Origin of the sequence: Chitinophaga parva (genome assembly GCF_003071345.1) — a bacterium.
GTDB classification, from domain to species: domain Bacteria; phylum Bacteroidota; class Bacteroidia; order Chitinophagales; family Chitinophagaceae; genus Chitinophaga; species Chitinophaga parva.
Window position 1 is genome coordinate 2,343,305 of the sequence record NZ_QCYK01000001.1, and the last position, 24,342, is coordinate 2,367,646.

Below are 24,342 nucleotides of genomic sequence, written 5' to 3' on the forward strand. Positions count from 1 at the left end.
CTGTTATTGCAAATAGTTATGAAGATGAAGTTACGTAACACCGCCCCCCGCCTGATACTCACGGTGGCCGTGCTTTTGATGTTGCGGATAGCCCATGCGGCTACCCCCGGTGCCTGGAAGATCGTGTATGACAAGGGCAGCAAAACGCTGCACCTGACCCGCCCCGCAGGCAATGTGGACCTGCAGTTGTTTGCCTCCTACAAATGGAACGGGCAGCTGGTTACCACGAAAGACTATACCAGCAGCACCCTGGCCATGAAACCCTGTAAAGATGCTTTTGGCAGCGGTACGCTGCTGCAGGTAACCTACCGCGATGCGAAGTTGCCTGTGTTGGTGCAATCCTTTTATCAATACCCCGGCAGGGATTACCTGCTTACTGACTTTACGCTGCAAGCCAGCGCCGGCACCATTGCGTCTAACTATATGGCGCCGGTAAATCTTACTGACATGACACAAGTACTGGGCGCCGGTGATCACCGTGCCCTGTTTGTACCTTTTGATAACGACAAATGGATCCGCTTCCAGTCTCACCCGCTGGATTTTAATACCCTTATCAGTTATGAAACCACCGCGGTGTTCAATGGCACCACCCGCAAGGGACTAATAGTGGGGTCCGTAGAGCACAGCTTCTGGAAGTCTGCCGTGATCATGGATAAGGTTACTAACGGTAATGGTTATACGCTCACCTGCTATGGCGGTGCGGCCGATTCCACTACCCGCGACCTGCTGCCCCACGGCGCGGAAGAAGGCCATATCATCAAATCACCGAAAGTGCTGCTGGGCGTGTTCACGGACTGGCGTAATGGCATGGACGATTATGCAAAGGCCAATGCCACTATCACCCCGCGCAGGGCCTGGAAGAAAGGCGTGCCCATGGGCTGGAACAGCTGGGGCGTGCTGCAGTTCAAGATCAATTATGAAAAGGCCATAGAAGTATCCGACTTCTTCAAGGAGAACCTGCAAAACCACCACTTTCACAACAGCGATAACGAGATCGTGGTGGGGCTGGATTCCGGGTGGGATAGTTTCACGGAGCAGCAGCTGAAGGACTTCGTGGCCCACTGCAAGGCCAATGGCCAGATGGCCGGTATTTACTGGACCCCGTTCACGGATTGGGGTAAAAACCCGGAAGGTCTGGTTAAAGAAGCACCAGCTTATCACTTTAAAGACGTTTATCTTTATGCGCACGGCCGGCCACAGGATGTGGATGGCGCGTATGCCATTGATCCCACGCACCCGGCTATCGAGGCGCGTATGAAGCAGGTTTCCGCGTTATTCCACCGTTGTGGATTCCAATATGTGAAAGTGGATTTTATGGCACATGGTGCTATCAATGCAGACAAGTGGTACAACCCCAACGTGAGATCCGGCATCCAGGCTTATAACTATGGCATGCAGTTGCTCGATAAATATTTCGGAGACATGTACATTAACCTGTCCATTGCCCCCATCTTCCCGGCCCAGTATGCGCAGTCGCGCCGCATTGCCTGCGATGCATGGAACAAGATCAAGGATACGGAATATACGCTGAACGCGGTTTCCTACGGATGGTGGATCACGAACATCTACCGCTTCAATGATGCGGATCACGTGGTGTTGCAGCAGGCTTCAGAAGGGGAGAACCGTGCCCGCGTCACGTCTGCCGTGATCACCGGCCTGTTTATCACCGGCGATGATTTCAGTGCAGGTGGCAGTGAAGAAGGAAAAGCAAAGGCAAAGCAATTCCTCACCAATGCAGAAGTGAATGCAGCGGTAATGGGGCAGAGCTTCCGCCCGGTGGAAGGTACCGGGGTAAGGTCTGAAGACCAGTTTACCCTCACGGATGGTAAAGGCAATACCTACTACGCCGTGTTTAACTACAGCGATGAGGCACGTACCGTGCAGTTGCCGCTGGAAAGGCTGGGGCTCCATGCCGGTGGGCATTACCGCGTACGTGACCTCTGGTCGCATAGCGATGTAGATGCTGCACAGGCCCTGGAAATACCTGCAAAAGACGTACGCTTTTTGAAAATCAGCAGCCAGCGGGCTGCCCATTAAATTCATATTCCATGAGGAAGAAACTGTTCAGCATTTTATTTGCTTTGTCTGTTGTAGCCCACGTTAAAGGATGGTCAGAAACGATCCGCATTACCACCAATGAAACAGCCCTGGTATTGCAAACCGCGCAGAACGGGCGCCTGTACCAGCTTTACCTGGGCCCCCGCCTGGCAGATGGTGAAGAATATGCCCGCCTGTCGCCCGCACTGAAATCAAAGACGGATGGCCAGGCCTGGGAAGCATACGCGGTATCCGGCACAGAAACTTTTTTTGAACCGGCATTCGGCATCCGGCATAACGATGGTAACATGACCACCGTGCTGCAATATGTGTCGCACAACGTGCAAAAGATCAGCGATGATGTAACTGAAACGGTGATCTCTCTCAGGGACGCGTTGTATCCCGTGCAGGTAAAACTGCACTACCAGGCGTTTGCAAAAGAGAACGTGATCAAATCGTGGACAGAGATCAGCCATAACGAAAAGCAGGCGGTGAGCATTAACCGGTATGCTTCTTCCATGCTGTACTGGAAACGTTCCCAATATTTCCTCACAGAATTCAGCGGCGACTGGGCGCATGAAGCTAACATGAGCACCACCCAGCTCACCTTCGGTAAAAAGGAAGTGGACACCAAACTGGGATCCAGGGCGGATCTCCACGTATCGCCTTTCTTTACCGTGGGCCTGGGCAGCACGCCCCGTGAAACGGAAGGACAGGTGCTCATGGGCACCCTGGCCTGGACTGGTAACTTCCGTTTCACCTTTGAAGTGGATAACGAAAATGGCCTGAGGGTGATCAGTGGTATCAACCCTTACGCTTCGGACTATGTGTTAGACCCCGGCAAGGTTTTTACCACGCCGGCTTTTATTTTTACTTACAGCGAGCATGGTACCGGCAAAGGCAGCCGCGACCTGCAGCGCTGGGCACGTGAATACCAGCTCAAAGATGGCAACGGTGACAGAATGACCCTGCTGAACAACTGGGAATCCACCGGTTTTGACTTCAATGAAACCAAGCTGGATTCCTGCATGCAGGAAGCAAAATTCCTGGGCGTGGATATGTTCCTGCTGGACGATGGATGGTTTGCCAACAAGTATCCCCGTGAAAGTGACCACCAGGGCCTGGGCGACTGGCAGCCGACCAAAGAAAAGCTGCCCAACGGCGTGCCCGCCCTTGTGAAATATGCAGGGCAAACCGGCGTGAAATTTGGCATCTGGATAGAACCGGAAATGGTGAACCCCAAGAGCGAACTGTTTGAAAAACACCCCGACTGGGTGATCATGCTGCCCAACCGGGAGCGTTACTACTACCGTAACCAGCTGGTACTGGACCTGAGCAACCCCGCAGTGCAGGAGCACGTGTTTGGCGTGGTAGACCACCTGCTCACGGAAAACCCGCAGCTGGCCTACTTTAAATGGGATTGCAACAGCCCCATTACCAACATTTACTCTCCTTACCTGAAAGACCGTCAAAATAACTTATATGTGGATTACGTGCGGGGCCTGTACAAGGTACTGGACCGCATTAAAGCGAAATACCCCAACGTGCCCATGATGTTGTGCAGTGGGGGCGGTGGCCGCACAGATTATGAAGGGTTGCGCTACTTCACCGAATTCTGGCCCAGTGATAATACCGACCCGGTGGAACGCATCTTTATCCAATGGGGCTATTCCCAGTTCTTCCCCGGCAAGGCCATTGCTGCGCATGTGACCAGCTGGAACCATGATGCCAGCATCAAGTTCCGCGTGGATGTGGCTATGCAGTGCAAGCTGGGTTTTGACATCAATGTAAAGGAACTGCGCCCCGAGGAGCAAACCTTCTGCCAGCAGGCAGTGGCTACTTATGATCGCATTAAAAACACTAACTTCGGGGGCGACCAGTACCGCCTGGTTTCTCCGTACGAGGGTAATCATTCCGCGTCTATGATGGTGAGTACAGACCAGCAGCAGGCTATCCTGTATGCATATGATGTGTATCCCCGCTATGGTGAAAACCTGCTGGCAGTACAGTGCCAGGGCCTTAACCCCGCTAAAAAATACCGCGTGCGTGAGATCAACCTGATGCCGGGAGGCAAGCCGGGCCGGGAGTTCAACGACGCCGTGTATTCCGGTGATTACCTCATGAAAGTAGGCCTCGATGTATTTACCACTTCCAAATTGCACAGCCGCATTTTGCAGCTGGATGCCGTAGAATAATCAGTGCTTGATGAAAACGATTTTTGAAAAGATACAGGAGCTGGATGAGATGCCTTCCTATTCCAAACACGAGCGGTTTGTGGAAGGCATCATCAACGCGATCGATGAAAAGATCATTACCGTAGGCGATGCATTGCCCTCTGTAAATGCCATGATCTCCGGCCTGGGCTTTGCCAGGGAAACGGTGGTGAAAGGCTACCGGGAGCTGCAAAGCCGCGGCCTCATTGAATCCAAGAACCGCCTGGGCTATTTTGTGGCAGACGACAATACCCAACAGTCGCTGAAAGTAGCCCTGCTCATGTACACCATCGATACTTTCCAGGAGCAGTTTTACCGCAGCTTCCGCAATGAACTGGGGCCCAACGTGCACCTGGATGTATTTTTCCATCACGGTAATATTGAAGTGTTTGAGACCATGCTGTCGCTCATGAAGGGCAAGTATGGCATGTACGTGATCTCGCCCATCCACGACCCGCGCACAAAGGAGTTGCTGGGCAATATCCCGCGTAACAAGCTCCTGATGTTTGACCGTTACGAGCCACTGCCCGGTGATTTCAACTACGTGGTGCAGGAGTTTGAAAAATCATCCTTCTCCATTTTTGAGCAGCTGGCAGACCGTATCAAACAGTTTGACCAGATGATATTCTTTCACAACCCGGACTCATTGTTCCCGCCGGAGATCGTGCGCTCCTTCCACAAGTTTGTGCAGAAGCATAAGATCAAGGGTAAGGTGCTGAAAGAGTATGTGCCGGGCTCCGTGGAAAAAGGAGTGGTGTATTATGTGAATGAGAATGCGGAGCTTTGGAACCTGATCAAGGACTGCAACAGCAAGAAGATAAGGCCCGGTAAAGACATTGGCATCCTCTCGCACAATGATGAACCGGTGAAGGAGATCGTGGGCAACGGGATCACTACTTATTCCGCCAGCTTTACGGAAATGGGCAAACAAGCCGCCAGGGCGGTGTTGAGCCGGGAGCCTATCCACGAAGTGCTGCCTACAGAACTGATCAGACGTAATTCGCTTTGATCTTATGAACATTGTCTCGCTGCTAAGTTTCTTATCGTTCACCATCGCCGTGGCATTTATCTCCTGGTACAAAACGAGGAGGGAGAACCTGCAAACCAGCACGGGCCTGTTCTTCGCCAACCGCAACCTGGGTTTCCTGGTAGTGGGTGGCGCTTTATTTTTTACGAATATCAGCGCCGTACAGTTCATAGGCGAGAATGAACTGGTGTATACGAACAACATGAGCGTGATAGCCTGGGGCCTGTCGTCCATATTTGCCATGCTCGTGGTTTCTGAATTTATTATGCCGGTGTACCTGCGCAGCGGCATTTCCACGACGCCGGATTTCCTGGAAGAGCGCTATGACACTGGCACCAAGCGTTTTGTATCCATCATTTTCCTGGTCAGTTACGTGGTGAACATGCTGCCCTCTGTGCTTTACAGCGGGGCCATTGCATTCAACGGGTTGTTCCACGTATCGGAAACCTTTCACATTGGTTATTGGGAAACCATCTGGATCCTGGTGTGGCTCATTGGCGGCATCGGCTGCCTGTACACGGTGCTGGGCGGGCTGAAGGCCGTAGCTATTTCTGATACGGTGTTGGGCATTGGCATGTTTGCCGGCGGCATCCTGCTGCCATGGCTGGCCTTGCGCTACCTGGGGCATGGCTCGGTAAAGGCCGGCTTTGATATGCTGCTTTCCGCGCACCGGGAGCACCTTAACGCCATTGGCGGCCCGCACGATGCGGTGCCATTCGGCACGATCTTCACCGGCATGCTGCTGGTGAATTTATACTACTGGGGTACAGAGCAATACATTGTACAGCAGGCGCTGGCCTCGCGCAACCTGGCCGAAAGCCAGAAGGGCATTGCCGCGGCCTGCGTGGGCAAGATCATTTCCCCGCTGCTGCTCAATATCCCGGGCCTCATAGCCGTGCATTTGTATGCGCACCTGCACAACACCGCGGAGGTGTTTCCCCAGATCGTAAGTGATGTGTGCCCTCCCTTGTTGACGGGTTACATCGCCGCCATTACATTTGGCGCAGCGCTTACCACGTTCAATGCAGGGCTCAATAGTTCCAGTACCTTGTTCATCCTCAACCTGTACAAGCCTTTCAAGACATGGAAACAGCAGGCGGTAACCGAGCGCCAGCTGGTGCGCACTGCCAAGCGTTTTGAGTTGCTGGTGTGCGTAACGGCCATGTGTATTGCCCCTTTTATCGCGTTTGCCAAACAAGGTTTTTATACTTACCTGCAAATGGTGAGCGGTTTTTTCAGCGTACCCATTTTTACCATCCTTGTAGTAGGATTGCTACACAAGCGCATGCCGGCCATCGCGGCCAAGGTGGGACTTACCTTTTTTATTGTTACCTACGCCATTTCCCAATTGTGGATAGATACCGGTCTGCACTTCCTGCATGTACTGGCGCTGCTGTTTGTGATCACCGTGTTGCTCATGCTGGCCATCGGTGCGCGTTTTCCACGGGAAACGCCCTTTGAGCAGCAGTGGAATAACGTGGTGGACCTGCAGCCCTGGAAAAACCGCCACCTGTGGAGCGGCGCACTGATCCTGGTAATGGTGCTGATTTTTGTACTTTTTTCCCCGTTGGGTATCGCAAAGTAGGAGAGATAAAGGTATATTAGGATGCCGTTATCCCGGCGTTCTATTAAATCCATACTGTATGATAACTCGTTCCTGCCTGCTCATCCTGCTGTTAACAGCGCCCATCCTGGCGCCTGCCCAGCGCATGCTTTTCTTTGCAGAACACCCTGCCGTGCAACGGGCCATCAATGAAGGCGATTCCGCCTATTTTGCGGGCGCCTTCCGGCTGGCGGTGATCCGCTATGATACCGTGCTGGCGCAGGATTACAGTCACCCTGCGGCGGTAAACCAGGCGCAAAACCTGGAGGCCGCAAAAAATACAGCCGGCCTGCAATCCCTGCTTGGCCGCATGGCAGATTCCGGTTTTTATGAAACATGGGCAGTGCCTGGGTTTGATTCGCTAAAGCAGGTGCCCGCCTTTGCCACCGTAACAGCGCGTTTGCAGGCCAACCAGGATTCCGTGGTGCGCAGCCAGCGCGTGCAGCACCCAGAACTGCTGGTACCATTAATGAAGATGGAATATGCAGACCAGGAGTATCAGTGGATGACCAGCTTCCAGAGCCGCTATCCCGGTGCTTACAAAGGCCAGCAGCCGCACGTGCTGACAGAACAGGCCTTCCGCCGCAACGTAAATATTGTGAAGGGGCTCGTGGCAGGTTACGGCTATCTCTGGAAGCCGGAGGTGGGGGAGCGGGGCGCGCATACCCTCTGGCTCATTGCCCAGCATGCGGACTTTGATACCGCCTTCCAGGCTGCGTTCTTACAGGCCATGGAGCCCGCGGTGGCCAGGGGCGCCGCTTCCGGCAAGGACCTGGCTTACCTTACAGACCGCACGCGCAAGAACGCCGGCAAGCCCCAGGTATACGGCACACAGATGATGTACAAAACGGTGAAGGATGCCAATGGCAACGTAAAGGTCAAAACGGAAGTGTACACCGTGGAAGACCCGGATAACCTGGACAAGCGCCGGGCCGCGGTAGGCCTGGAACCGATGGCGGCGTACATGGAATTAATGCGAAAGCTGAATAACCACGACTGAGTTGTAATTTTGCGGGCCATGCGCACCATGCGCCTGTGTACAAAACCAGACTGTCTTGAAGAAGTATAGCTTTAAAAATGATTATAGCGAGGGATGCCACCCCGCCATTCTCCAGGCCCTCGCAGCCAGCAACATGGACCAGCAGCCCGGCTACGGTGATGACCGTTACAGCCGGGAAGCCATAGAACTGATCCGCCGGCAAATGCAATTCCCTGCCGGAGACATTCATTTGGTTTCCGGTGGCACCCAGGCCAATCTCACGGTGATAGGCGCCATGCTGCGCCCCCATGAGTCTGTGATAGCGGCAAACACAGGGCATATCAACGTGCACGAAACCGGCGCCATTGAGGCTACCGGTCATAAAGTGGAAGTGATCCGCAGTGGGGATGGCAAGCTGTATCCCGCGCAGATCAAGGCTTTCCTGGGCACGGTAGATGCGGTGCACATGACAAAGCCCCGCATGGTCTATATTTCCAACTCCACAGAAGTAGGTACGTTCTATACCAAAGGGGAATTACAGGCATTGCATGAATGCTGCAAAGCGCACCAATTGTGGCTTTTCATGGATGGCGCCCGCATGGGCAGCGGCCTGTGTGCTGCGGGGAGTGATCTTACCCTGCCGGATGTGGCCCGCTGCACCGATGTATTTTATATAGGTGGTACCAAGAATGGGGCGCTTTTCGGTGAAGCCATCGTGATCTGTAACCCGCTGCTGCAGGAAGATTTCAAATTCCATTTGAAACAACGCGGCGCGCTGCTGGCAAAAGGGCGTGCGCTGGGCGTGCAGTTCCAGGCATTGTTCACCAATGATCTTTATTTTGAGCTGGCGCGTTATGCCAATGGATTGGCAGCCGTACTGACAGCGGCGTTAAAGGAAGCGGGATATGCCATGCTTACGGAATCCACCACTAACCAGGTGTTCCCTGTCTTACCAAACACCATCATGGAGCAGCTGCTACAGGCGTTTGAATTTTATCCCTGGCAGAAGATAGACGACCAAAACACCGCCATCCGCCTGGTAACCAGCTGGGCTACCCCGGAAAGTGCTGTGCAGGCCTTCATTGAAAAGCTAAAGACGGTGACCCCGCAATAGCGATAACGTAAGGGGAACTACCATCATTTTCCCGCGGCGTCTTGCCCAGCTTTAAGTGTTATTAAGACGTTAATGAGACGGGGATGACATTATTTTCGGGAAATCTTTCGGGTTATGCACTATCTTTAGCCGTCATATTTGCAAACAGAGATGGGGGAGCGTAACAGATTTACAACCGGGGAGGAGCGGATCTTGCAGGAGCGATTCACTGCAATGTTCCGCGAATTTGAGTATCCCCTGTACTGCTTTGCCCTCAAAACCCTGCAGCAGGAGCTCCTGGCCCGCGATATTGTGCAGGACGTTTTCCTGAAACTCTGGTCCCGCCGTGATACGTTTGATACCATTAATAATGTAGAGGATTACCTGTACCGCATGGTGCGTAATAAGGTCATTGATGTATTGCGCCAGCTGGCCAACGACCGCAAACTGCGGGCAGACTACTTCCAGGACCACCAGTGGGAGGAAAGCCGCACCTTTGACCACCTGAGTGCCAAGGAATACGAACTGGCCCTGGCAGAGGCTATCAGCCAGCTGCCGCCCCAGCGCCGGGTTATTTACCAGCTTAGCCAGCTGGAAGGCCTGAGCCGCAATGAGATAGCGGACCAGCTCCAGATCTCGCCCCATACTGTAAAGAACCAGCTCACGGCCGCGCTTAGCTTCCTGCGCAAGATCGTTTCCGGCCACATCAAATTATTTTAAAAAAATTTTCCGGCCTGATAGGACACCGGCTTTTTCCAAACGTCAGTTATAGGAAAGGGCCCGGAAGGGCGTGGAGATAAATCGTATTTGACATTGGACCACGAACAGTTTACCGCTTTATTCAGGTTATATATTTCCGGGGAATGCACCCCGGAACAGCGTGATCTTTTATTTGACACGCTGCAGGACCCTGCGCAGGCAGCAGCCCTGAAACCCTTGCTGGACGAGCTGTACGAGGATATCCGCCTGCAGGTGCATTCCCCTTCTTACGTAAACCGCTGGGGGGAAATAGACCTGCTCTCGCACCCGCAAACACCGGTGGTGCCTATACGCAGCCGGCGCCGCACCCTGGCGTGGAGTGCCGCCGCCGCCGTGCTGGTGCTGGTAGCTGCCGCCGGGTGGTGGATGAACAGAAGCCTACAACCCAATACAGTAGCGGGTTTGAAGCCTCCGGTAGCGGCAGGGGTAAAAGCACCCGTACTGGCCGCCACCACGGATATTCATACCAGTGCCAAGGAAAAACGCCTAGTGGTGCTGGACGACAGCACCCGCATCTGGCTCAATGGCGGATCTACACTCCGTTATCCCGCGCAGTTTGATAAAAATAAAAGGGAAGTGTACCTGGAAGGGGAAGCTTACTTTGATGTGGCCCGCGCCGCGGAATGGCCCTTTGTGGTGCATGCTGCCGGCGGTGTGAATACGCTGGTACTGGGTACTTCTTTTAATATTAAAGCCTACCCGGACCACAAGCAACTCATTGTTTCCGTGATGACCGGTAAGGTAAGGATAGAACGGAATGAGCAGGCGGTATCTACCCTTGTGAAAGGCCAGGAACTGCGCCTGTCCACCGTTTCCGGGCAGGTAGCCCAGCATGCTTTCACGGCAGAGCAGACCACCGGCTGGCAGGAGGGGGATATGAACTTTAATGACGAGCCGCTGGCAGACATTCTCAAAGATTTACAACTCGCCTATGGCGTGAACATAACACTTACAAATCCGGGGTTGGCCGACCTCTTACTCACCACAGGATTTAAGAAGAACACATCTATTGAGCGTACCCTGAGTATTATATGTGAACTGGCGGATGCTAAATACGCCAGGCGTTCGGACGGTTTCATCGTGTATTGATTCGCACCGCGCTTTATTCTATCAACCAAATTTAAGTACGAGATGACAAAAAAATTTGTGCTTGTGCTCACGGCATTGCTATGCCTGCACATTTCCCTGTCCTATGCGCAAAGCAAGCCAACGGTAACGCTTCACCTGGATGGAGTGACCATGAAAGAGGCCCTGCGCCAGCTGCAACAACAATCCGGTATGTTCATCGGGTACCAATCTAAAGACATTACCTCCCTTCCGCCAGTGAAGTTTGATTGCAACAACATGCCCCTGGAAGACGCCCTGGGCAAGCTTTTGAAAGGTACATCCATTTCTTACGAAGTAATGGGCAATAATGTAGTGTTGAAGCGCCAACCCGGTGTGGCAGCACCTAAAAGCCTTGCTGATACGGTGTCAGGTGCGCCGCGCAATGTTCATGGTCGCGTGCTGAATGAGGAGCAGCAAGGTATTCCCGGTATTACGGTGATGGGCAGCCTCTCCCACAAAGTAGCCGTGACGAATGATAACGGGGAGTATTTTATCCAGGTGCCCGCAGGAGAAACCATGTTGAGTTTTTCCAGCGTGAGCTACCAGCATCGTAATGTGATGCTGGGTGCTGATAAGCAATACAACGTAACGCTGAAAGAAAGAGTAGGGACCCTGCAGCAGGTGGAAGTAGTTTCCACCGGCTATGTAAACCTCCCCAAAGAGCGCGCCACCGGCTCCTTTGGCGTGATGACGGCTAAGCAACTGGAGAAGATCCCCGTGCCCAACCTGCTCAACCGCCTGGAAGGACAGGTGGCCGGTGTGCAGCTGAACCTCACCGAGTCTGATAATAGTTTTGTGTATGGCAACCTGTATGGCGAAGTAGAAGGCAATGGCAGCTACACCATGACCGTGCGCGGCGCCACTACCACGCCCGCAGGCGGTGCCACGGGCGTAAGCAACAAGCCCCTGGTGGTAGTGGATGGCTTTCCTACCAACATTGATATCCGCACCATTAACCCGAATGATGTGGAACAGGTGACCTTCCTGAAAGATGCGGCAGCCGCCTCCATCTGGGGCGCGCGTGCTTCTGCCGGTGTGATCGTGATCACTACGAAGAAAGGTAAAGCAGGTGACGGTGCCCCGCATTTCAGCTTCTCCGCTGGTGCCGGTATCTATGCAAAGCCCCGGCTGAACACCCTGCCGCTGATGAATGCTGCCCAGATGATCGATTACGAAAAAGAGCTCATTTCCCGCAACTATATTTATGATCCCACCCTGTACACCGGCGCCTCCCAAAGGGCTATCACGGAGGTGGATGACCTGATCTTCCAGCAGAAAAGAGGGGAGATCACGCAGGCGGATCTCGATACAAAACTGGCTGCCATCAGTAAATTGAATAACCGCTCCCAGGTAGAGCAGTACCTGCTGCAACCCGCATCCAACCAGCATTACGACCTGAATATAAACGGGGGCACGGATAAGCATACCTATTACCTTTCCGGCGCTTACGATAAGGAAAATACCAGCGCCAAAGGCAACAGCGGTGAACGTATTACCCTTACGGCCAACCAGCAATTTAAATTCTTTAAGAACGTAACCCTGGATGCAAACCTGCGTGGTAGCTGGTTCCGCTACAACCGGGGTGGTGCCGGTGTGAGCGTATACGCCGCTGGCATCCTGAAGCCGTATGAAATGCTGGCCGACGCACAGGGCAATGGTATAGGCTACGCCCGTGCTTATTACTCCGGCCGCCTGGACCAACTGGAAGCTGCCGGCTACCTGCCCTGGCGCTACAACTATTTGCAGGAGCAGGCCCTGTCTGATTACACCACCGCGGAGGCTAACTATACCGGTACTTTATCACTGAATGTGCCCATTTACAAAGGGCTTTCTTTCAACGTGCAGTACATGCTGGAAAAATCGAACTCTGATACAAAGAATTTTTCCGGCGACAGTACTTATTATACCCGCAACCTCATTAACAGCGCCACTTCCATTGATCCCAACACCGGCAAGCTGGTATACGGCATTCCCATGGGCGGGGTACTGAACCTGCTGAACTATAACAGGAACAATTATAGCGCGCGCGGGCAACTGAACTTTGATCAGAACTTCAAAGGAAAGCACCAGGTAAATGCCCTGGCAGGCATGGAAGTGCGCCAGACCATTGATGGGTCAAGCGCTAACACCCTGTATGGTTATAACACGGCTAGCCAGTTTTCCAAACCAGTGGATTACAGCAGCTATTATGTAACAGTGGATGGTTATTATTATACTGTACCTTATTCAGATGTTTATACCAACCAGCACCGCCGTTTCCTCTCTTACCTGGGTAATGTGGCCTACACGTACAATAGTAAATATACCTTATCCGGTAGCGCGCGTTACGATGACTACAACAATTTTGGAGTGGACCGTAAGTATCGCGCCAAGCCTTTCTGGTCTGCCGGTGTTTCCTGGGCAATAGCAAAGGAAAGCTTTATGCAGGATGTGAACTGGGTGAATAGCCTGACGCTCCGCGCCACCTATGGAGTGAATGGTAATATCAGCAGCTCCGTATTGCCTTACGACAAGGTCTCACTGATCCCGGACTACCAGCAGCCTTTTCTAACCTATGCCATCATCCAGAGCCCGTCTAACCCTGCATTGAAGTGGGAACAGACCAGTGTGACCAACATCGGTATTGACTTTTCACTGTTCGACAACCGCCTGGGTGGTTCTGCAGAAGTGTACTACCGCAAGGGTTCCGACCTGTTTGCCACTTTCCCGATAGATGACACCTATGGCTTCTCCACGCTGACACGCAATACCGCCAGCATGAACAGTCATGGGGTGGATCTGGGCCTGAACGGCAAGATCATCCACCAGCGCAACTTTGAGTGGATTGCCAACGTGACCTTTTCCTACAATACCAATAAGATCACAGATGCCCGCTTTAATGTAACCAGCTCACTGCTGAACTCCGGCGGCGTAGGCGGGCCCATTGCCGGCAAACCCTCGGATTACTTCATGGCATTCCGCTACAAAGGGCTGGACAAGAACGGTGCTCCCGTGATCTATGGTGGTGATAAAACAAACGGCGATACACTTACAAGTGTGAAGCAGGTGACCAACATCAATGACCTGAAAATGGCCGGCCGCACTACACCGCCCTACTTTGGCGGCCTGGGGCAAACCTTCCGCTACAAGCGCCTCTCCCTTTATGTGCTGGCCACTTATAAATTTGGCTACGTGATACAACGCCCCACACCGGGTAATTATCCCGGCCGCTATGGATTGAATAATTATGAAATGAACAACCTGATAGACAAGCGCTGGAGAAAGGCTGGTGACGAAGCGATCACCAATGTGCCGGGCCTGGCGGGTGGGTCCAACAGTGCGTACATCCGTTTTGCAAACGCAGACATCAATGTGCTGCCGGGCGATCATATCCGCCTGCGGGAAGCATCGCTGAGCTACGACCTGCCGGAGAAGGTACTGGGACGCACACCGGTAAAAGGAATTTCCATCACCGGCACTGCCCGCAACCTGTTTATTATCTGGAGAAAAAATAAAGATGGCCTGGACCCGGATTTCCTGCCCAGTGTGAACAGCATCAAGCTGCCACCTTCCGCAGCTTACAGCTTTTCCCTGAATGTTAATTTCTAATCCTTCAACCAAATCACCATGAACCGCAATAAATTGCTTACTGCACTGCTGCTGATCACCGCGCTGGGTACGGGTTGCAGCAAATACACCGATATCAGGACGGAAGGCGCCATTGCCCCGGACGAATATGAGAACTACCGGGAGCTGATGAACGATTATTACACGCTGAATGCTTCCGTGGATATGCCGGACTACACTTCCGATGACGTAACGATCAAGGACAGCCTGATCCAGCACAATATCAATATCGATTTCCTGAATGCATACATGTGGGGGCCCAACTATTACTCCGTGCTTGAGGAAGATAATGACTGGAAGCGCCTGTATGCTGCTAACTACAGCTGTAATCTTACCATCCGCGATGTGATGGATAGCAAGGGCGGTTCCACCGCGCAGAAGCAGGAAGTAAAAGCGGAAGCAATGGTACACCGCGCTTACCTGTTCTTTACCCTGGTGAATATGTACGGGCCGCAGTATGACAGTGCCACGGCCAGCAAAGACCTGGGCGTACCCATGTTGCTGGAGCCCAACGTGAGCGCCACGCTTACCAGGGGTACTGTGCAGCAGGCCTATGACCAGGTGTTCGCAGACCTGGAAGGCGCCTTGCCCTACCTGCCACCGCTCAATAACTACAACCTGTTTCCTTCCAAAGCAGGCGCCTATGCACTGCTGGCGCGCGCCTGCCTGCAAACCCGCCAGTATGTAAAGGCCGGGCTGTATGCAGACAGTGCATTGCAACTGCAATCCACCCTGCTGGATTATACCACGCTGCAGCCTTATGGGTATCCTAACACGATCAACGACCCGGAGGTGATCCTGTCCAAGATAGCAGGTGGTTACCACAGCTACAGCAACCAGTTCCTGATGAGCGATACCTTGCTTTCATTGTATGATGCCAATGATGCCCGCTATTCCTACCTGACCGCGGATTACACCTTTGACTACGTGCACTACTACCGTGCATACATGAAAGATAAGAACACCTCGAGCGCCCGTAATATAGGGCCTTCCGTACCGGAAATGATGCTGATCAAAGCAGAAGCAGCGGCCCGCGCCGGCGCAGTAACGGAGGCCATGGACCTCCTCAATACCCTGCGCCAGAAGCGCTTTACTGCCGCGCATTATGTGCCCTTCACGGCTGGCAATGCCGCCGGCGCGCTGCGCATGGTGCTGGAAGAAAGAAGGCGGGAACTGTGCTTCCATTGTACCCGCTGGTTTGACCAGAAACGCCTGAACAAGGAAACCGCCTTTGCGGAAACCATTACCCGTAAAAACCTGCTGACCGGTGAAAGCTTTACGCTGGCGCCCAACAGCCCGCGCTATTTATTCCCGATACCATTGTACAACATTCAACTCAGCCCATCGCTGGTACAAAATCCAAGATAAAACCTGTTTATGTTAAAATGCTTTACCATGGCCGCCCTGCTTTTGGGCACGGCGGCCGCTTATGGCCAGGATGCGCCCCGCGCCATACAAATTACACCAGAACGCCCTTTCCCGGCCCAACCCATGACCGTGCATTACGATCCGTCAAAAACCGTACTGGCAGGGAAAGACAGCGTGCAGGCCATTGTGTATGAATACAACCACTTTTCCTGGAAGGCCATAGACCTGGCCCTGCAGCGCAAGGGTAACGGGTACGAAGCTACGTTTACGCCGCCTGCGGATTGCGGCGTGGTGTTCTTTAAATTTTTTAAAGGTGATACAGTAGACGTGGAGCCAGGTACCGGCTACGTGCAGATGTTGTTCAGTGACAAGGCGACCGTGGCCACCGGCGCTTATGCAGGCTATGGCCTCATGCGCTCTCCCAATTATGGCCACACGGTAGAAGGCTACCTGCCCGGGACAAATATCAGCGACACGGCTACCTACTACTGGATGAGCCAGGAGTTATCCTATCATAAAGAAGGGCGCGACCAGTTGATTGAAAGCTACGTGGTGTCCAACTACCGTTACCAGCACGATTCTACATCCGGCCAGATCACAAAGGCCATGCAATACCTGCTGGCAGGTCCACAGGTGCCGGATGTCAATTACGACAAGGCCATCCGCATCTATCGCAAAATGGGACTGACGCACAAGGCAGATTCCCTGACCGCCGTGGAAATGCAGCAATACCCGGATGGCTACATAGCCCGCCAGCAGGCATTCAGACAGCTGGCCAGCAGTAACATGGATACCGCCCTGGCACGCAACCTGCGCTTCCTGCAGCGTTTCCCGCCGGCTAAGTTTGAAGACCCTGCGATACCGGCTTTCGGAGAGGTGGATTACCAGAAAGTATACCAGGTCATCATCATTATAGCCTCCGTGAAGAAAGATTATAAGCCGCTGTATGCCTATGTGCAGGACTGCAGCTATAGCGCTTTAGAGAACCTGATGTACAAGCTGGTAGAGATCCCCTACGATGATCATAAGTCCATGGACGCCCAAACAGCCATGCCGCTGGCAGATACCATCATGCACAGTATTTTCAAATACCGGGATACAGCCGATGTAAGGGTGGGGGTGTTCTCTCCCCGTGAATGGAAGGAAAAACATTTTGACCCGGAACAGGTGCGCACCGCCAGCCTGTATGCCCGCATCCTTATGGAGAACGGCCGCTATGCGGAAGCCCTGGAAATGGCCACCCTGGCGCAACGTGGAGCAGCCTACAGCCGTGCGGAGATCAATGAAACTTACATCCGCCTGCTGCAGGCCAACCGGCAGGCGGCTGCCATGCCCGCCGCTATTGAAACCTCCATCCGCCATAACCAGGCCACGCCCTGGATATTGGAACAGGCTGCCAATGCATATGTACAAGAGCATGGCAATAAAGATGGTTTTGAAAAATACCTGGACGCACTGAAGGGAAACACCTCCACAGCCGCTATGATGGAGCGTTTGAAAGGAGAGATGATGAACGAAGGCCTCGCGGATTTTACCATGAAAGACATGAATGGAAAATCCGTAACACTCTCCAAGTTGAAGGGTAAAGTAGTGGTGCTGGATTTTTGGGCCTCCTGGTGCGCACCCTGTAAGGCGTCTTTTCCCGGTATGAACATGGCACGCGCGCAATGGGAAAAAGATGAAAATGTACAATTCTATTTTGTAGACACCCAGGAAGCAGTAGCGGATTACAAACAAAAGGCTAAACAATACCTGGCTGATAAGCACTTTCCTTTCCAGGTGCTTTTTGACAACGGGGATGTGGCCAAACATGCCATGTCACAAGTGTACGACCAGTACAGCAAAGCATTTCATTTATCCGGCATCCCGCAGAAGCTGATCATTGGTGCGGATGGCCGGCTCAAATTTATCACGGTAGGTTATAAGGGCAGCCCCAGTGAACTGGCAGACGAGATCAGCGCCATGGTACAACTGGCTAAAACAACAAAGTGAGGATGATGAAGTGTAAGAAAGGATGGATACTGGGACTGCTGCTGGCAGGCGGCCAGCTGCATGCGCAGAACATGTGGCAGGGCCGGGTAGGCGCCGTGCGGATGATCCTGCATGAAGGCGCAAAGACCACGATAGACATGCCGGAGCGGCAGATGAACGGTTTGCAACCGGATAGCATACTGCATCCGGCCAAGGACAGCCTGGTGCTGGTATTCCCGCACTACGTGGGCCGCATCGCCCTGAAGCGTGGCGCGCAGGCAATGAGTGGTGCATTATATTTGGATGAGGGCGTATATCCCTTAACGTTAGTAAAGGTGAATGCCATACAACCACTGGTGTTGCCACAGGCGCCCAAGCTGCCACTGCCCTACATGGTAAAGCAGGTTAGGTATAAACATGATACCATCTGCTTTGGAGCTACACTGACCCTACCCGCTGGTAAGGGCCCGCATACCGCGGTGATCCTGCTTTCCGGCACCGGTAAGCAGGACCGGAACGGGCTGATGGCCGGGCACCCGATGTTTGCTGTACTGGCAGATTTTCTCACCAGGCGTGGCTATGTGGTGTTGCGGAGTGATGACCGTGGAACCGGCGCCAGTGGCGGTGTATACGAGACCACTACCCAGCGGGAATTTGCCGGGGATGTGAAAGCCGCCATGCATTATTTGCAAACCCTGCCCCAGGTGGATGCCCACCGCATAGGATTGATAGGGCATAGCGAAGGTGGCGCCATCGCTTTCATGGCGGCTGCCCACAACAAGGACGTGGCTTTTGTGATCACCCTGGCAGGACTGGCTTCCAAAGGTTTGGAATCATTGCAGTGGCAAAACCAGGCGTTGATCAGCAAGGCGCCTATTCCCGCCATCCGCAAGGAACGCTTCAATAGTTTGAACAACGTGATGTTCCAGACAGCATACACTTATGCGGAGAGCGACAGCCTGGAGCAGTACCTGCGTAGCGCTTACGCGGCGTGGAGTGTGCAGGACAGCGCCCTTGCCCGGAAAGATACCACCAGCGGGCATTTCTTTTATCCGCTGGAATCTTACATCCGCCAGGCTACGGGTGCGTGGTACCGGAGCAATATCCGTTTTGATCCCGCGCCTTACCTGGAGGCCGTACGCGCGCCCATCCTGGCCCTCAACGGGGATAAAGATCTTTTTGTAGCACCGGCGTCCCTGCACAACATTGACAGCCTGGCGAAAGCCGGCGGCAATAAAGATGTGACCGTGCTATTGATGCCAGGGGTAAATCATTTGCAGCAACATTGCCAAACCTGTACTGTCAGCGAATCTTTGCTGCTGGATGAAACCATTGCACCGGAAATTCTCCGGGCGATGGGTGCCTGGCTGAAAAAACATTCTTCCAACCATTAAAGTGATTTAGATTTTGAAAATACAATGTATTAAGGCTGCCAATCCTGGCGGCCTTTTTTGCATTAACAACAAAAGGGGCGCTCCTGGAAAGAGGCGCCCTCTAGCTGCGGCACTTGAATGAAAATTTAAGCGTGAAAAAATGCAGTATAGTTTATGACCGGTGGTCCTGGCTTTCGGAGCGGAAGATCATGCGCAGCACCTGGTCCCGCGTACTGTAGGCTACCAGCCAGCTGTAAAACGTGCGGATCATGTTATTGTAGTTTACCAGTGATGCAATGTGGATGAAAAGCCAGCTGAACAACCCGAGGATACCGCCTACATGCAGCCGGTGCTTGAAGAGGTCTGCCATGGCGGTACGCCGCCCGATGATGGCCATTTCGCCCCGGTCAAAATATTTAAAAGGTTGCATGGGTTTGCCCCTGGCCAGCCGTTTAAAATTGCGGCCCAGCGTTTTGCCCTGCTGTATGGCGGGTTGCGCCAGTTGCGGATGCCCGTTGGGGAAGGCCTTGTCCGTGAGTTGTATGCTGATGTCGCCAATGGCGAAAACATCTTCGTAACCCTGCACGCGGCCCACGGCATCGGTGATCATGCGGTTGCCCCGGCCCAGTGCCTGTGGTGCCACGCCGTCAAATACTTCTGCTGTAACGCCGGTGGCCCAGATCAGGGAATGCGCACCAATCACCTCGCCGGTAGAGAGGTGCACCTGCCCGTACTCAAATTTCAGCACCCTTGTGTTCAGCTTAATGATAATACCCAGTTTTTCCAGGGTACGGTAAGCCCGCTCATGCGACTTGTCACTCATAGGTGCCAGCAGGTTTGGAGAGGCATCCACGATGTAGATGGCCGTTTCCTGCGGATCTATCTCGGGATAGTCTTTGCGGAGCATGAACTTGCGCAGCTCTGCCAGCATACCTGCCATTTCCACACCGGTGGGACCTCCGCCGGCAATCACGGTGGTGAGCATTCTTTTGCGCAGCACCGGGTTGGTTTCAATCGAAGCCCTTTCCAGGCCCCGGATCAGTTCATTACGCATGAACAGTGCATCGTCAATACCTTTCAGCGGAAAGGCATGCCTGCGCGCGCTTTCGTTCTCAAAAAAATTGGTCTTGGTACCAGCCGCAAATACAAGGTAATCGTAGGCCAGCACCGCACCGTCATTGAGGGTAACCGTATGTTGTACGGGATCAGCCTTCACTACTGCGCCCATCCGGAATTTAACGCTCTTCTTGCGCAGCAGCTTGCGGAAGGGATAACTGATACTGGCAGGTTCCAGGAAGCTGGTGGCCACTTGGTAGAGCAACGGGGTGAAATAGTTGTAGTTGTTTTTATCCACCAGGGTAACTTCGTAGTCCCGTGACCGGTAGAGCTGGCGGGCAAAGTTGAGGCCCGCAAATCCCCCGCCTATCAGCAGGATTCTCTTCTTGGTTTTATGCATGTGCCGTGGTTTGAGAAAGAAATGGAATTAAGTATCAGTAGCAGGTATTACGTCTTATAATTTACACCATTTTGCCCGTTTTACTTGCTACATAATACTTAATCCCTATGCAGCAGCCTTAAGCTTTTACCGGCTGCTGGCTGAACCAGGTTTTGAAGTCGATGGTGCCCAGGCGCGCGCCCTCGCTTGTAACCAGGGTATGGCTATCGATCTTTTCACCCCAGTATATTTCATCCGGGCCAGCCACGATGGGGCGTTTGTCGCCCACCAGCTGGAGGTATTTTCCGATCAGCTCGGACATGGCCACTTTTTCAGGACCGCCTATTTCCACCACGCCGTTCTTAGCAGGTTCCAGTATTATGTCAGTGAGCAGGCTGGCCACATCTGCCGCGGCTATGGGCTGGAAGGGGAACGTGCTCAGGTGGCATTCGCCGTTGATCATGCTGGCATCCGCAATGCCGCCGATGAACTCCATGAACTGGGTTGCGTGTACAATGGTGAAAGGAATACCGGAGTTGCGGATCAGTGTTTCCTGGGCCACTTTGGCACGGAAATAACCATTGTCCGGCATGCGTTCTACCCCCACGATGGAGAGGGCCACGTGTTTTTTTACGCTGGCTTTCAGTGCGGCCTTCAGCACGTTGGCGGTAGAGGTTTTGAAGAAATTCATAACGGCGCTGTCTTCAAAAGAAGGAGCGTTGGCCACGTCCACGGTAATGTCTGCTCCCTGCAGCACCTGGTCCAGCCCTTCGCCGGTGAGGGTGTCTACACCGGAAGAGGGGGATGCGGCAATGGCTTCATGTCCAAGTTGGGTGAGTTTGTTGACTACCTGTGAGCCGATACGGCCACTTCCGCCAATTACTACAATTTTCATACGTTGGTTGTTTAAAGTGCGTTAACACCAGGTTTAAAAATGCATTCAAATAAAACGGCGCCGTGCGTTGGAACTGAGCTTCAACGCATATCAGGTCCCCGTTGTGCCATGCGGTTTACAACCCGCGTGCCTGAGATGTAAGGTATTGATATACAGATTGTTGAGTAGTAGACGATATTTCGGATGCCACTGCTGGTCGTGGATACGCTTTGGAGGTGGCGAAATAAAGTGGGATGTAGTACTTTACTATCCTGCATTACATTTAACCATCTGCAAATTTCCTCTCCCATGTTCACCGAAAAAGAAATACTGGACCAACTGGATGAACCCTTCCTCGATCTGCATGCGCCTTCCGGCCCACCCTGGCTGGTGCCTCCAAGGGCACGGTCCCAACATACCTTCATGCTGGACCTGGAGCACGGCTATTTTGAAACAGCCGGCAGTTACATCCACCTCTTTGCAGATGAAGAACGCTGGGCCATTGTGATGGAGAAGACCGGTTACAACAACCGTAGTGATTATATTGAATCGGAGCTCGTATACTTTGGCAATTGCGTGGCGCAGGTTGGTGAATACAACATGTTGATGCTGCCTCTGATCGATACCTGGTTGCCGGACGATCTTCCATCGCTGGCCAGCATTGGCCATTTTCATTATGAAAGCGTGTACCAACCGGAAGTGCCGCCCAGTGCACAGGAAACTTACCAACGGTACATGGCTATGATAACCTCAAAGAATTTTATGCCCCTATACACAACCGGATGCATCGTTTAAAGACCCTGATACCAGGCTTACACTTTGCTGAGCGCCAGTGTTATTGACCAATGCGAGCCCCCGGAGATCCGGATTAAATTTTTTAATAACGACTTTTCACATGCTTTCCGCATGTGTAGTGGAGGAATGGATGTAAATGGAAAACCAGGCAGGGCGGAGCGCATTATCGCTCTTATTGACTTCCGTCTTCATTCTCCTTCAATATACAATAAATAAGGAATCCTGCCTACATAATGAAAGCGTATACAACACCTATAATCTTTAACACTGCATTCAGGTGGCAGTATTCAATATTGACTAATTACGGGCACTGGCGGCAGCCAAAACATCTCTGCACATTAAAATAGCATTAAGCAAAATCAGTAGTTGGCAAACCTATCTTGTAAAAAAAGTGGATTTTTCTTTTTTTATTCAATTTTTTTCTACCTTCATTACGCACTTGCTAGTGTTGTTTAGACCATCGGTTACTCTTAACGTCTGTTGTTTCGTTGTTGTTCAGCTCCTGTCGAGAACGTTATTCTTCAACCTGTCAGGCCTATTTCGATCAAACGCTCAGGTATCTTTACTGTATAATGTCAACCATTGAACAGGCGCCGGCCATGCCGGACCTGAACAGTATATTGTTTGTGTATGAGACTATGCATCGTCCTGTTATTCCTTCATATTTTCTGTGCCATAAACGCTTCTGTGTTTGCGATGAACGGTACTGTTGATTCTACCTTTAAACGCCAACATACGATCGCCTGGAAGGTAACGGGTAAACAATTGCAGCATCCCGGCTACCTGATCGGCACCTGCCATGCGGTAGGAAAGTCTTTCCTGGACAGCATTCCTGCCATCAGAGCCATTTTACAACAATCGCGTTGCCTGTTAACGGAACTATATCCATCTGATAATAGCGACGGTGTTACAACCACTACAGACATCCAGGCATTGCCACTGCTGGACAAGCGGCAGTATGCACTCATGGATTCTTTCTTCAAGGCCACCGCTGGCCCTACAGAAGGCCTGGACAACCCGGACGTGCTGCACATATCGGTCTATGATTTCATTGGCGGCATCCGCGAAATGTTGTTACGCAGGTCTGGTACGGCCGCCTTTGCACAAATGGACCGCGAACTTTATGAGTCGTTTCATGCAGCCGCGAAAGCAACGTATGCACTGGAGAAGGCAACAGACCTGTATTTTAGGCCGGGCGACACCGTTGCTGCAAAGGCTTTGCTGGACCGGTACATCAGCACGGTAAGCCAGTGGGACGAGTGGGACATTTCCAATCCGCAATCTGACATCGCAAAATTTATAAAACGGTACAAAACACTGCAGCTGGACTACCAGCTCAGCGCTACAGAACCCACAGCACTTTCACAACAATTCTCAAAAACGATTGCCAACAGAAATAAAAACTGGCTGCCAAAGATAGAGCACTATATGCAGCAGCAACCCACTGTAGTAGCGGTAGGCTTTTACCATCTTGCCTTTACGACCGGTCTTATCAACCTTCTTCGTGCAGACGGTTACAACGTAACGCCCGTCGCGCTTTAATGGGAATGTCTGATCTCGACCATAAATACCGTACAGAGGAAAAAGATCTACGGGCAGCCATCAGGGCAGAAGCCAAAAAGATCAGGGGCGTGACAGCGGAATGGGAAAATCTTTACGTACTGCGGTCGCCGGTTAATGGAAGGCTCTCATTCTTTAAAATCCTGACTACCCTGGAACAAAAAATGGCGGCGCTGCTGCACTACACCACGGAGTGGAAGCGCCTTTTCGGCGAGTCGCCGGATGACATGCTGGCAATGCTGAAGCTCAATATGGACCAGGAATTTACCAGGAACATTATTGGGAATACCTGTTTGCCGGCCAGGCGACCTGGATCAAACATGCTCTGGCGGTTTAATGCCACAACGCGTTAGTCTATAATATATTATTCATAATATCACCAGTGTTTCCAAAACATATACCAACCCAACCAATGATAAGTTGCGTTGTTTGCTGGTGTCAATTTGTAAAGCTGTCCACCTATTGGGCCGGTGTTTCCCATTTGCTCAAAGTGGAAAATTTTCTGCTACAATACAGAAAATTTTCACGACGTATACTTAAAC

17 protein-coding genes are annotated in these 24,342 nt (G+C 52.5%); 15 read left to right on the forward strand and 2 right to left on the reverse strand.

Annotated elements, in window-relative coordinates; translation table 11 throughout:
* The first annotated feature begins 24 nt into the window (after nucleotides 1-24).
* The 12 genes from DCC81_RS09795 (at nucleotide 25) to DCC81_RS09850 (ending at nucleotide 19,157) form a co-directional block, all read left to right on the forward strand.
* Complete coding sequence (locus DCC81_RS09795) at nucleotides 25-2,037, forward strand: alpha-galactosidase (RefSeq protein WP_165806519.1); 2,013 nt, start codon at nucleotides 25-27, stop codon at nucleotides 2,035-2,037.
* A gap of 11 nt (nucleotides 2,038-2,048) precedes the next feature.
* Nucleotides 2,049-4,232 (forward strand): alpha-galactosidase, encoded by a 2,184-nt coding sequence (locus DCC81_RS09800; protein ID WP_108686347.1) that lies wholly within the window; start codon nucleotides 2,049-2,051, stop codon nucleotides 4,230-4,232.
* A gap of 10 nt (nucleotides 4,233-4,242) precedes the next feature.
* Entirely contained in the window at nucleotides 4,243-5,259 is a 1,017-nt protein-coding gene (locus DCC81_RS09805) for a GntR family transcriptional regulator (protein ID WP_108686348.1), read from the forward strand.
* 4 nt (nucleotides 5,260-5,263) lie between these two features.
* A complete protein-coding gene (locus DCC81_RS09810) occupies nucleotides 5,264-6,862 on the forward strand; it encodes a solute:sodium symporter family transporter (RefSeq protein ID WP_108686349.1) in 1,599 nt (532 codons plus the stop codon).
* 58 nt (nucleotides 6,863-6,920) lie between these two features.
* Nucleotides 6,921-7,880 (forward strand): DUF6624 domain-containing protein, encoded by a 960-nt coding sequence (locus tag DCC81_RS09815; protein WP_108686350.1) that lies wholly within the window; start codon nucleotides 6,921-6,923, stop codon nucleotides 7,878-7,880.
* Nucleotides 7,881-7,935: 55 nt separating this feature from the next.
* Nucleotides 7,936-8,973: a threonine aldolase family protein gene (locus tag DCC81_RS09820; RefSeq protein WP_108686351.1), complete on the forward strand. Its 1,038-nt coding sequence runs from the start codon at nucleotides 7,936-7,938 to the stop codon at nucleotides 8,971-8,973.
* A 192-nt stretch (nucleotides 8,974-9,165) separates the two neighbouring features.
* Nucleotides 9,166-9,672 (forward strand): RNA polymerase sigma-70 factor, encoded by a 507-nt coding sequence (locus DCC81_RS09825; protein WP_165806520.1) that lies wholly within the window; start codon nucleotides 9,166-9,168, stop codon nucleotides 9,670-9,672.
* A gap of 93 nt (nucleotides 9,673-9,765) precedes the next feature.
* The gene (locus DCC81_RS09830; RefSeq protein WP_108686353.1) at nucleotides 9,766-10,800 is read left to right on the forward strand and encodes a FecR family protein; all 1,035 of its coding nucleotides are present in this window, start codon (nucleotides 9,766-9,768) and stop codon (nucleotides 10,798-10,800) included.
* A gap of 42 nt (nucleotides 10,801-10,842) precedes the next feature.
* A complete protein-coding gene (locus DCC81_RS09835) occupies nucleotides 10,843-14,406 on the forward strand; it encodes a SusC/RagA family TonB-linked outer membrane protein (protein WP_108686354.1) in 3,564 nt (1,187 codons plus the stop codon).
* 18 nt (nucleotides 14,407-14,424) lie between these two features.
* On the forward strand, nucleotides 14,425-15,792 hold the full coding sequence (locus DCC81_RS09840) for a RagB/SusD family nutrient uptake outer membrane protein (RefSeq protein ID WP_108686355.1): 1,368 nt from the start codon (nucleotides 14,425-14,427) through the stop codon (nucleotides 15,790-15,792).
* A 9-nt stretch (nucleotides 15,793-15,801) separates the two neighbouring features.
* Entirely contained in the window at nucleotides 15,802-17,784 is a 1,983-nt protein-coding gene (locus tag DCC81_RS09845; protein ID WP_108686356.1) for a TlpA disulfide reductase family protein, read from the forward strand.
* A gap of 2 nt (nucleotides 17,785-17,786) precedes the next feature.
* Nucleotides 17,787-19,157 (forward strand): alpha/beta hydrolase family protein, encoded by a 1,371-nt coding sequence (locus DCC81_RS09850; protein WP_108686357.1) that lies wholly within the window; start codon nucleotides 17,787-17,789, stop codon nucleotides 19,155-19,157.
* 151 nt (nucleotides 19,158-19,308) lie between these two features.
* Here the strand turns inward: DCC81_RS09850 and DCC81_RS09855 are convergent, their stop codons facing one another.
* Both DCC81_RS09855 and DCC81_RS09860 read right to left on the reverse strand, forming a co-directional pair.
* Complete coding sequence (locus tag DCC81_RS09855; RefSeq protein WP_108686358.1) at nucleotides 19,309-20,592, reverse strand: NAD(P)/FAD-dependent oxidoreductase; 1,284 nt, start codon at nucleotides 20,590-20,592, stop codon at nucleotides 19,309-19,311.
* Nucleotides 20,593-20,710: 118 nt separating this feature from the next.
* On the reverse strand, nucleotides 20,711-21,466 hold the full coding sequence (locus DCC81_RS09860; RefSeq protein ID WP_108686359.1) for an SDR family oxidoreductase: 756 nt from the start codon (nucleotides 21,464-21,466) through the stop codon (nucleotides 20,711-20,713).
* 288 nt (nucleotides 21,467-21,754) lie between these two features.
* Here DCC81_RS09860 and DCC81_RS09865 point away from each other — a divergent pair, with 288 nt between their 5' ends.
* The 3 genes from DCC81_RS09865 to DCC81_RS09875 all read left to right on the forward strand — a co-directional run bounded on the left by DCC81_RS09865 (nucleotide 21,755) and on the right by DCC81_RS09875 (nucleotide 24,153).
* The gene (locus tag DCC81_RS09865) at nucleotides 21,755-22,240 is read left to right on the forward strand and encodes a DUF7003 family protein (RefSeq protein WP_108686360.1); all 486 of its coding nucleotides are present in this window, start codon (nucleotides 21,755-21,757) and stop codon (nucleotides 22,238-22,240) included.
* A gap of 696 nt (nucleotides 22,241-22,936) precedes the next feature.
* Nucleotides 22,937-23,782, forward strand: coding sequence for a TraB/GumN family protein (locus DCC81_RS09870; protein ID WP_165806521.1), 846 nt, complete (start codon nucleotides 22,937-22,939; stop codon nucleotides 23,780-23,782).
* Nucleotides 23,783-23,787: 5 nt separating this feature from the next.
* Complete coding sequence (locus tag DCC81_RS09875) at nucleotides 23,788-24,153, forward strand: hypothetical protein (protein WP_108686362.1); 366 nt, start codon at nucleotides 23,788-23,790, stop codon at nucleotides 24,151-24,153.
* Nucleotides 24,154-24,342: the final 189 nt, after the last annotated feature.

What these genes read in the sequence shown, in the direction of transcription:
- DCC81_RS09795 (WP_165806519.1), top strand. Translation starts at nt 25, where the DNA reads ATGAAGTTACGTAACACCGCCCCCCGCCTGATACTCACGGTGGCCGTG.
- DCC81_RS09800 (WP_108686347.1), top strand. Translation starts at nt 2,049, where the DNA reads ATGAGGAAGAAACTGTTCAGCATTTTATTTGCTTTGTCTGTTGTAGCC.
- DCC81_RS09805 (WP_108686348.1), top strand. Translation starts at nt 4,243, where the DNA reads ATGAAAACGATTTTTGAAAAGATACAGGAGCTGGATGAGATGCCTTCC.
- DCC81_RS09810 (WP_108686349.1), top strand. Translation starts at nt 5,264, where the DNA reads ATGAACATTGTCTCGCTGCTAAGTTTCTTATCGTTCACCATCGCCGTG.
- DCC81_RS09815 (WP_108686350.1), top strand. Translation starts at nt 6,921, where the DNA reads ATGATAACTCGTTCCTGCCTGCTCATCCTGCTGTTAACAGCGCCCATC.
- DCC81_RS09835 (WP_108686354.1), top strand. Translation starts at nt 10,843, where the DNA reads ATGACAAAAAAATTTGTGCTTGTGCTCACGGCATTGCTATGCCTGCAC.
- DCC81_RS09840 (WP_108686355.1), top strand. Translation starts at nt 14,425, where the DNA reads ATGAACCGCAATAAATTGCTTACTGCACTGCTGCTGATCACCGCGCTG.
- DCC81_RS09845 (WP_108686356.1), top strand. Translation starts at nt 15,802, where the DNA reads ATGTTAAAATGCTTTACCATGGCCGCCCTGCTTTTGGGCACGGCGGCC.
- DCC81_RS09850 (WP_108686357.1), top strand. Translation starts at nt 17,787, where the DNA reads ATGATGAAGTGTAAGAAAGGATGGATACTGGGACTGCTGCTGGCAGGC.
- DCC81_RS09855 (WP_108686358.1), bottom strand. Translation starts at nt 20,592, where the DNA reads ATGCATAAAACCAAGAAGAGAATCCTGCTGATAGGCGGGGGATTTGCG.
- DCC81_RS09860 (WP_108686359.1), bottom strand. Translation starts at nt 21,466, where the DNA reads ATGAAAATTGTAGTAATTGGCGGAAGTGGCCGTATCGGCTCACAGGTA.
- DCC81_RS09865 (WP_108686360.1), top strand. Translation starts at nt 21,755, where the DNA reads ATGTTCACCGAAAAAGAAATACTGGACCAACTGGATGAACCCTTCCTC.
- DCC81_RS09870 (WP_165806521.1), top strand. Translation starts at nt 22,937, where the DNA reads ATGAACGGTACTGTTGATTCTACCTTTAAACGCCAACATACGATCGCC.
- DCC81_RS09875 (WP_108686362.1), top strand. Translation starts at nt 23,788, where the DNA reads ATGTCTGATCTCGACCATAAATACCGTACAGAGGAAAAAGATCTACGG.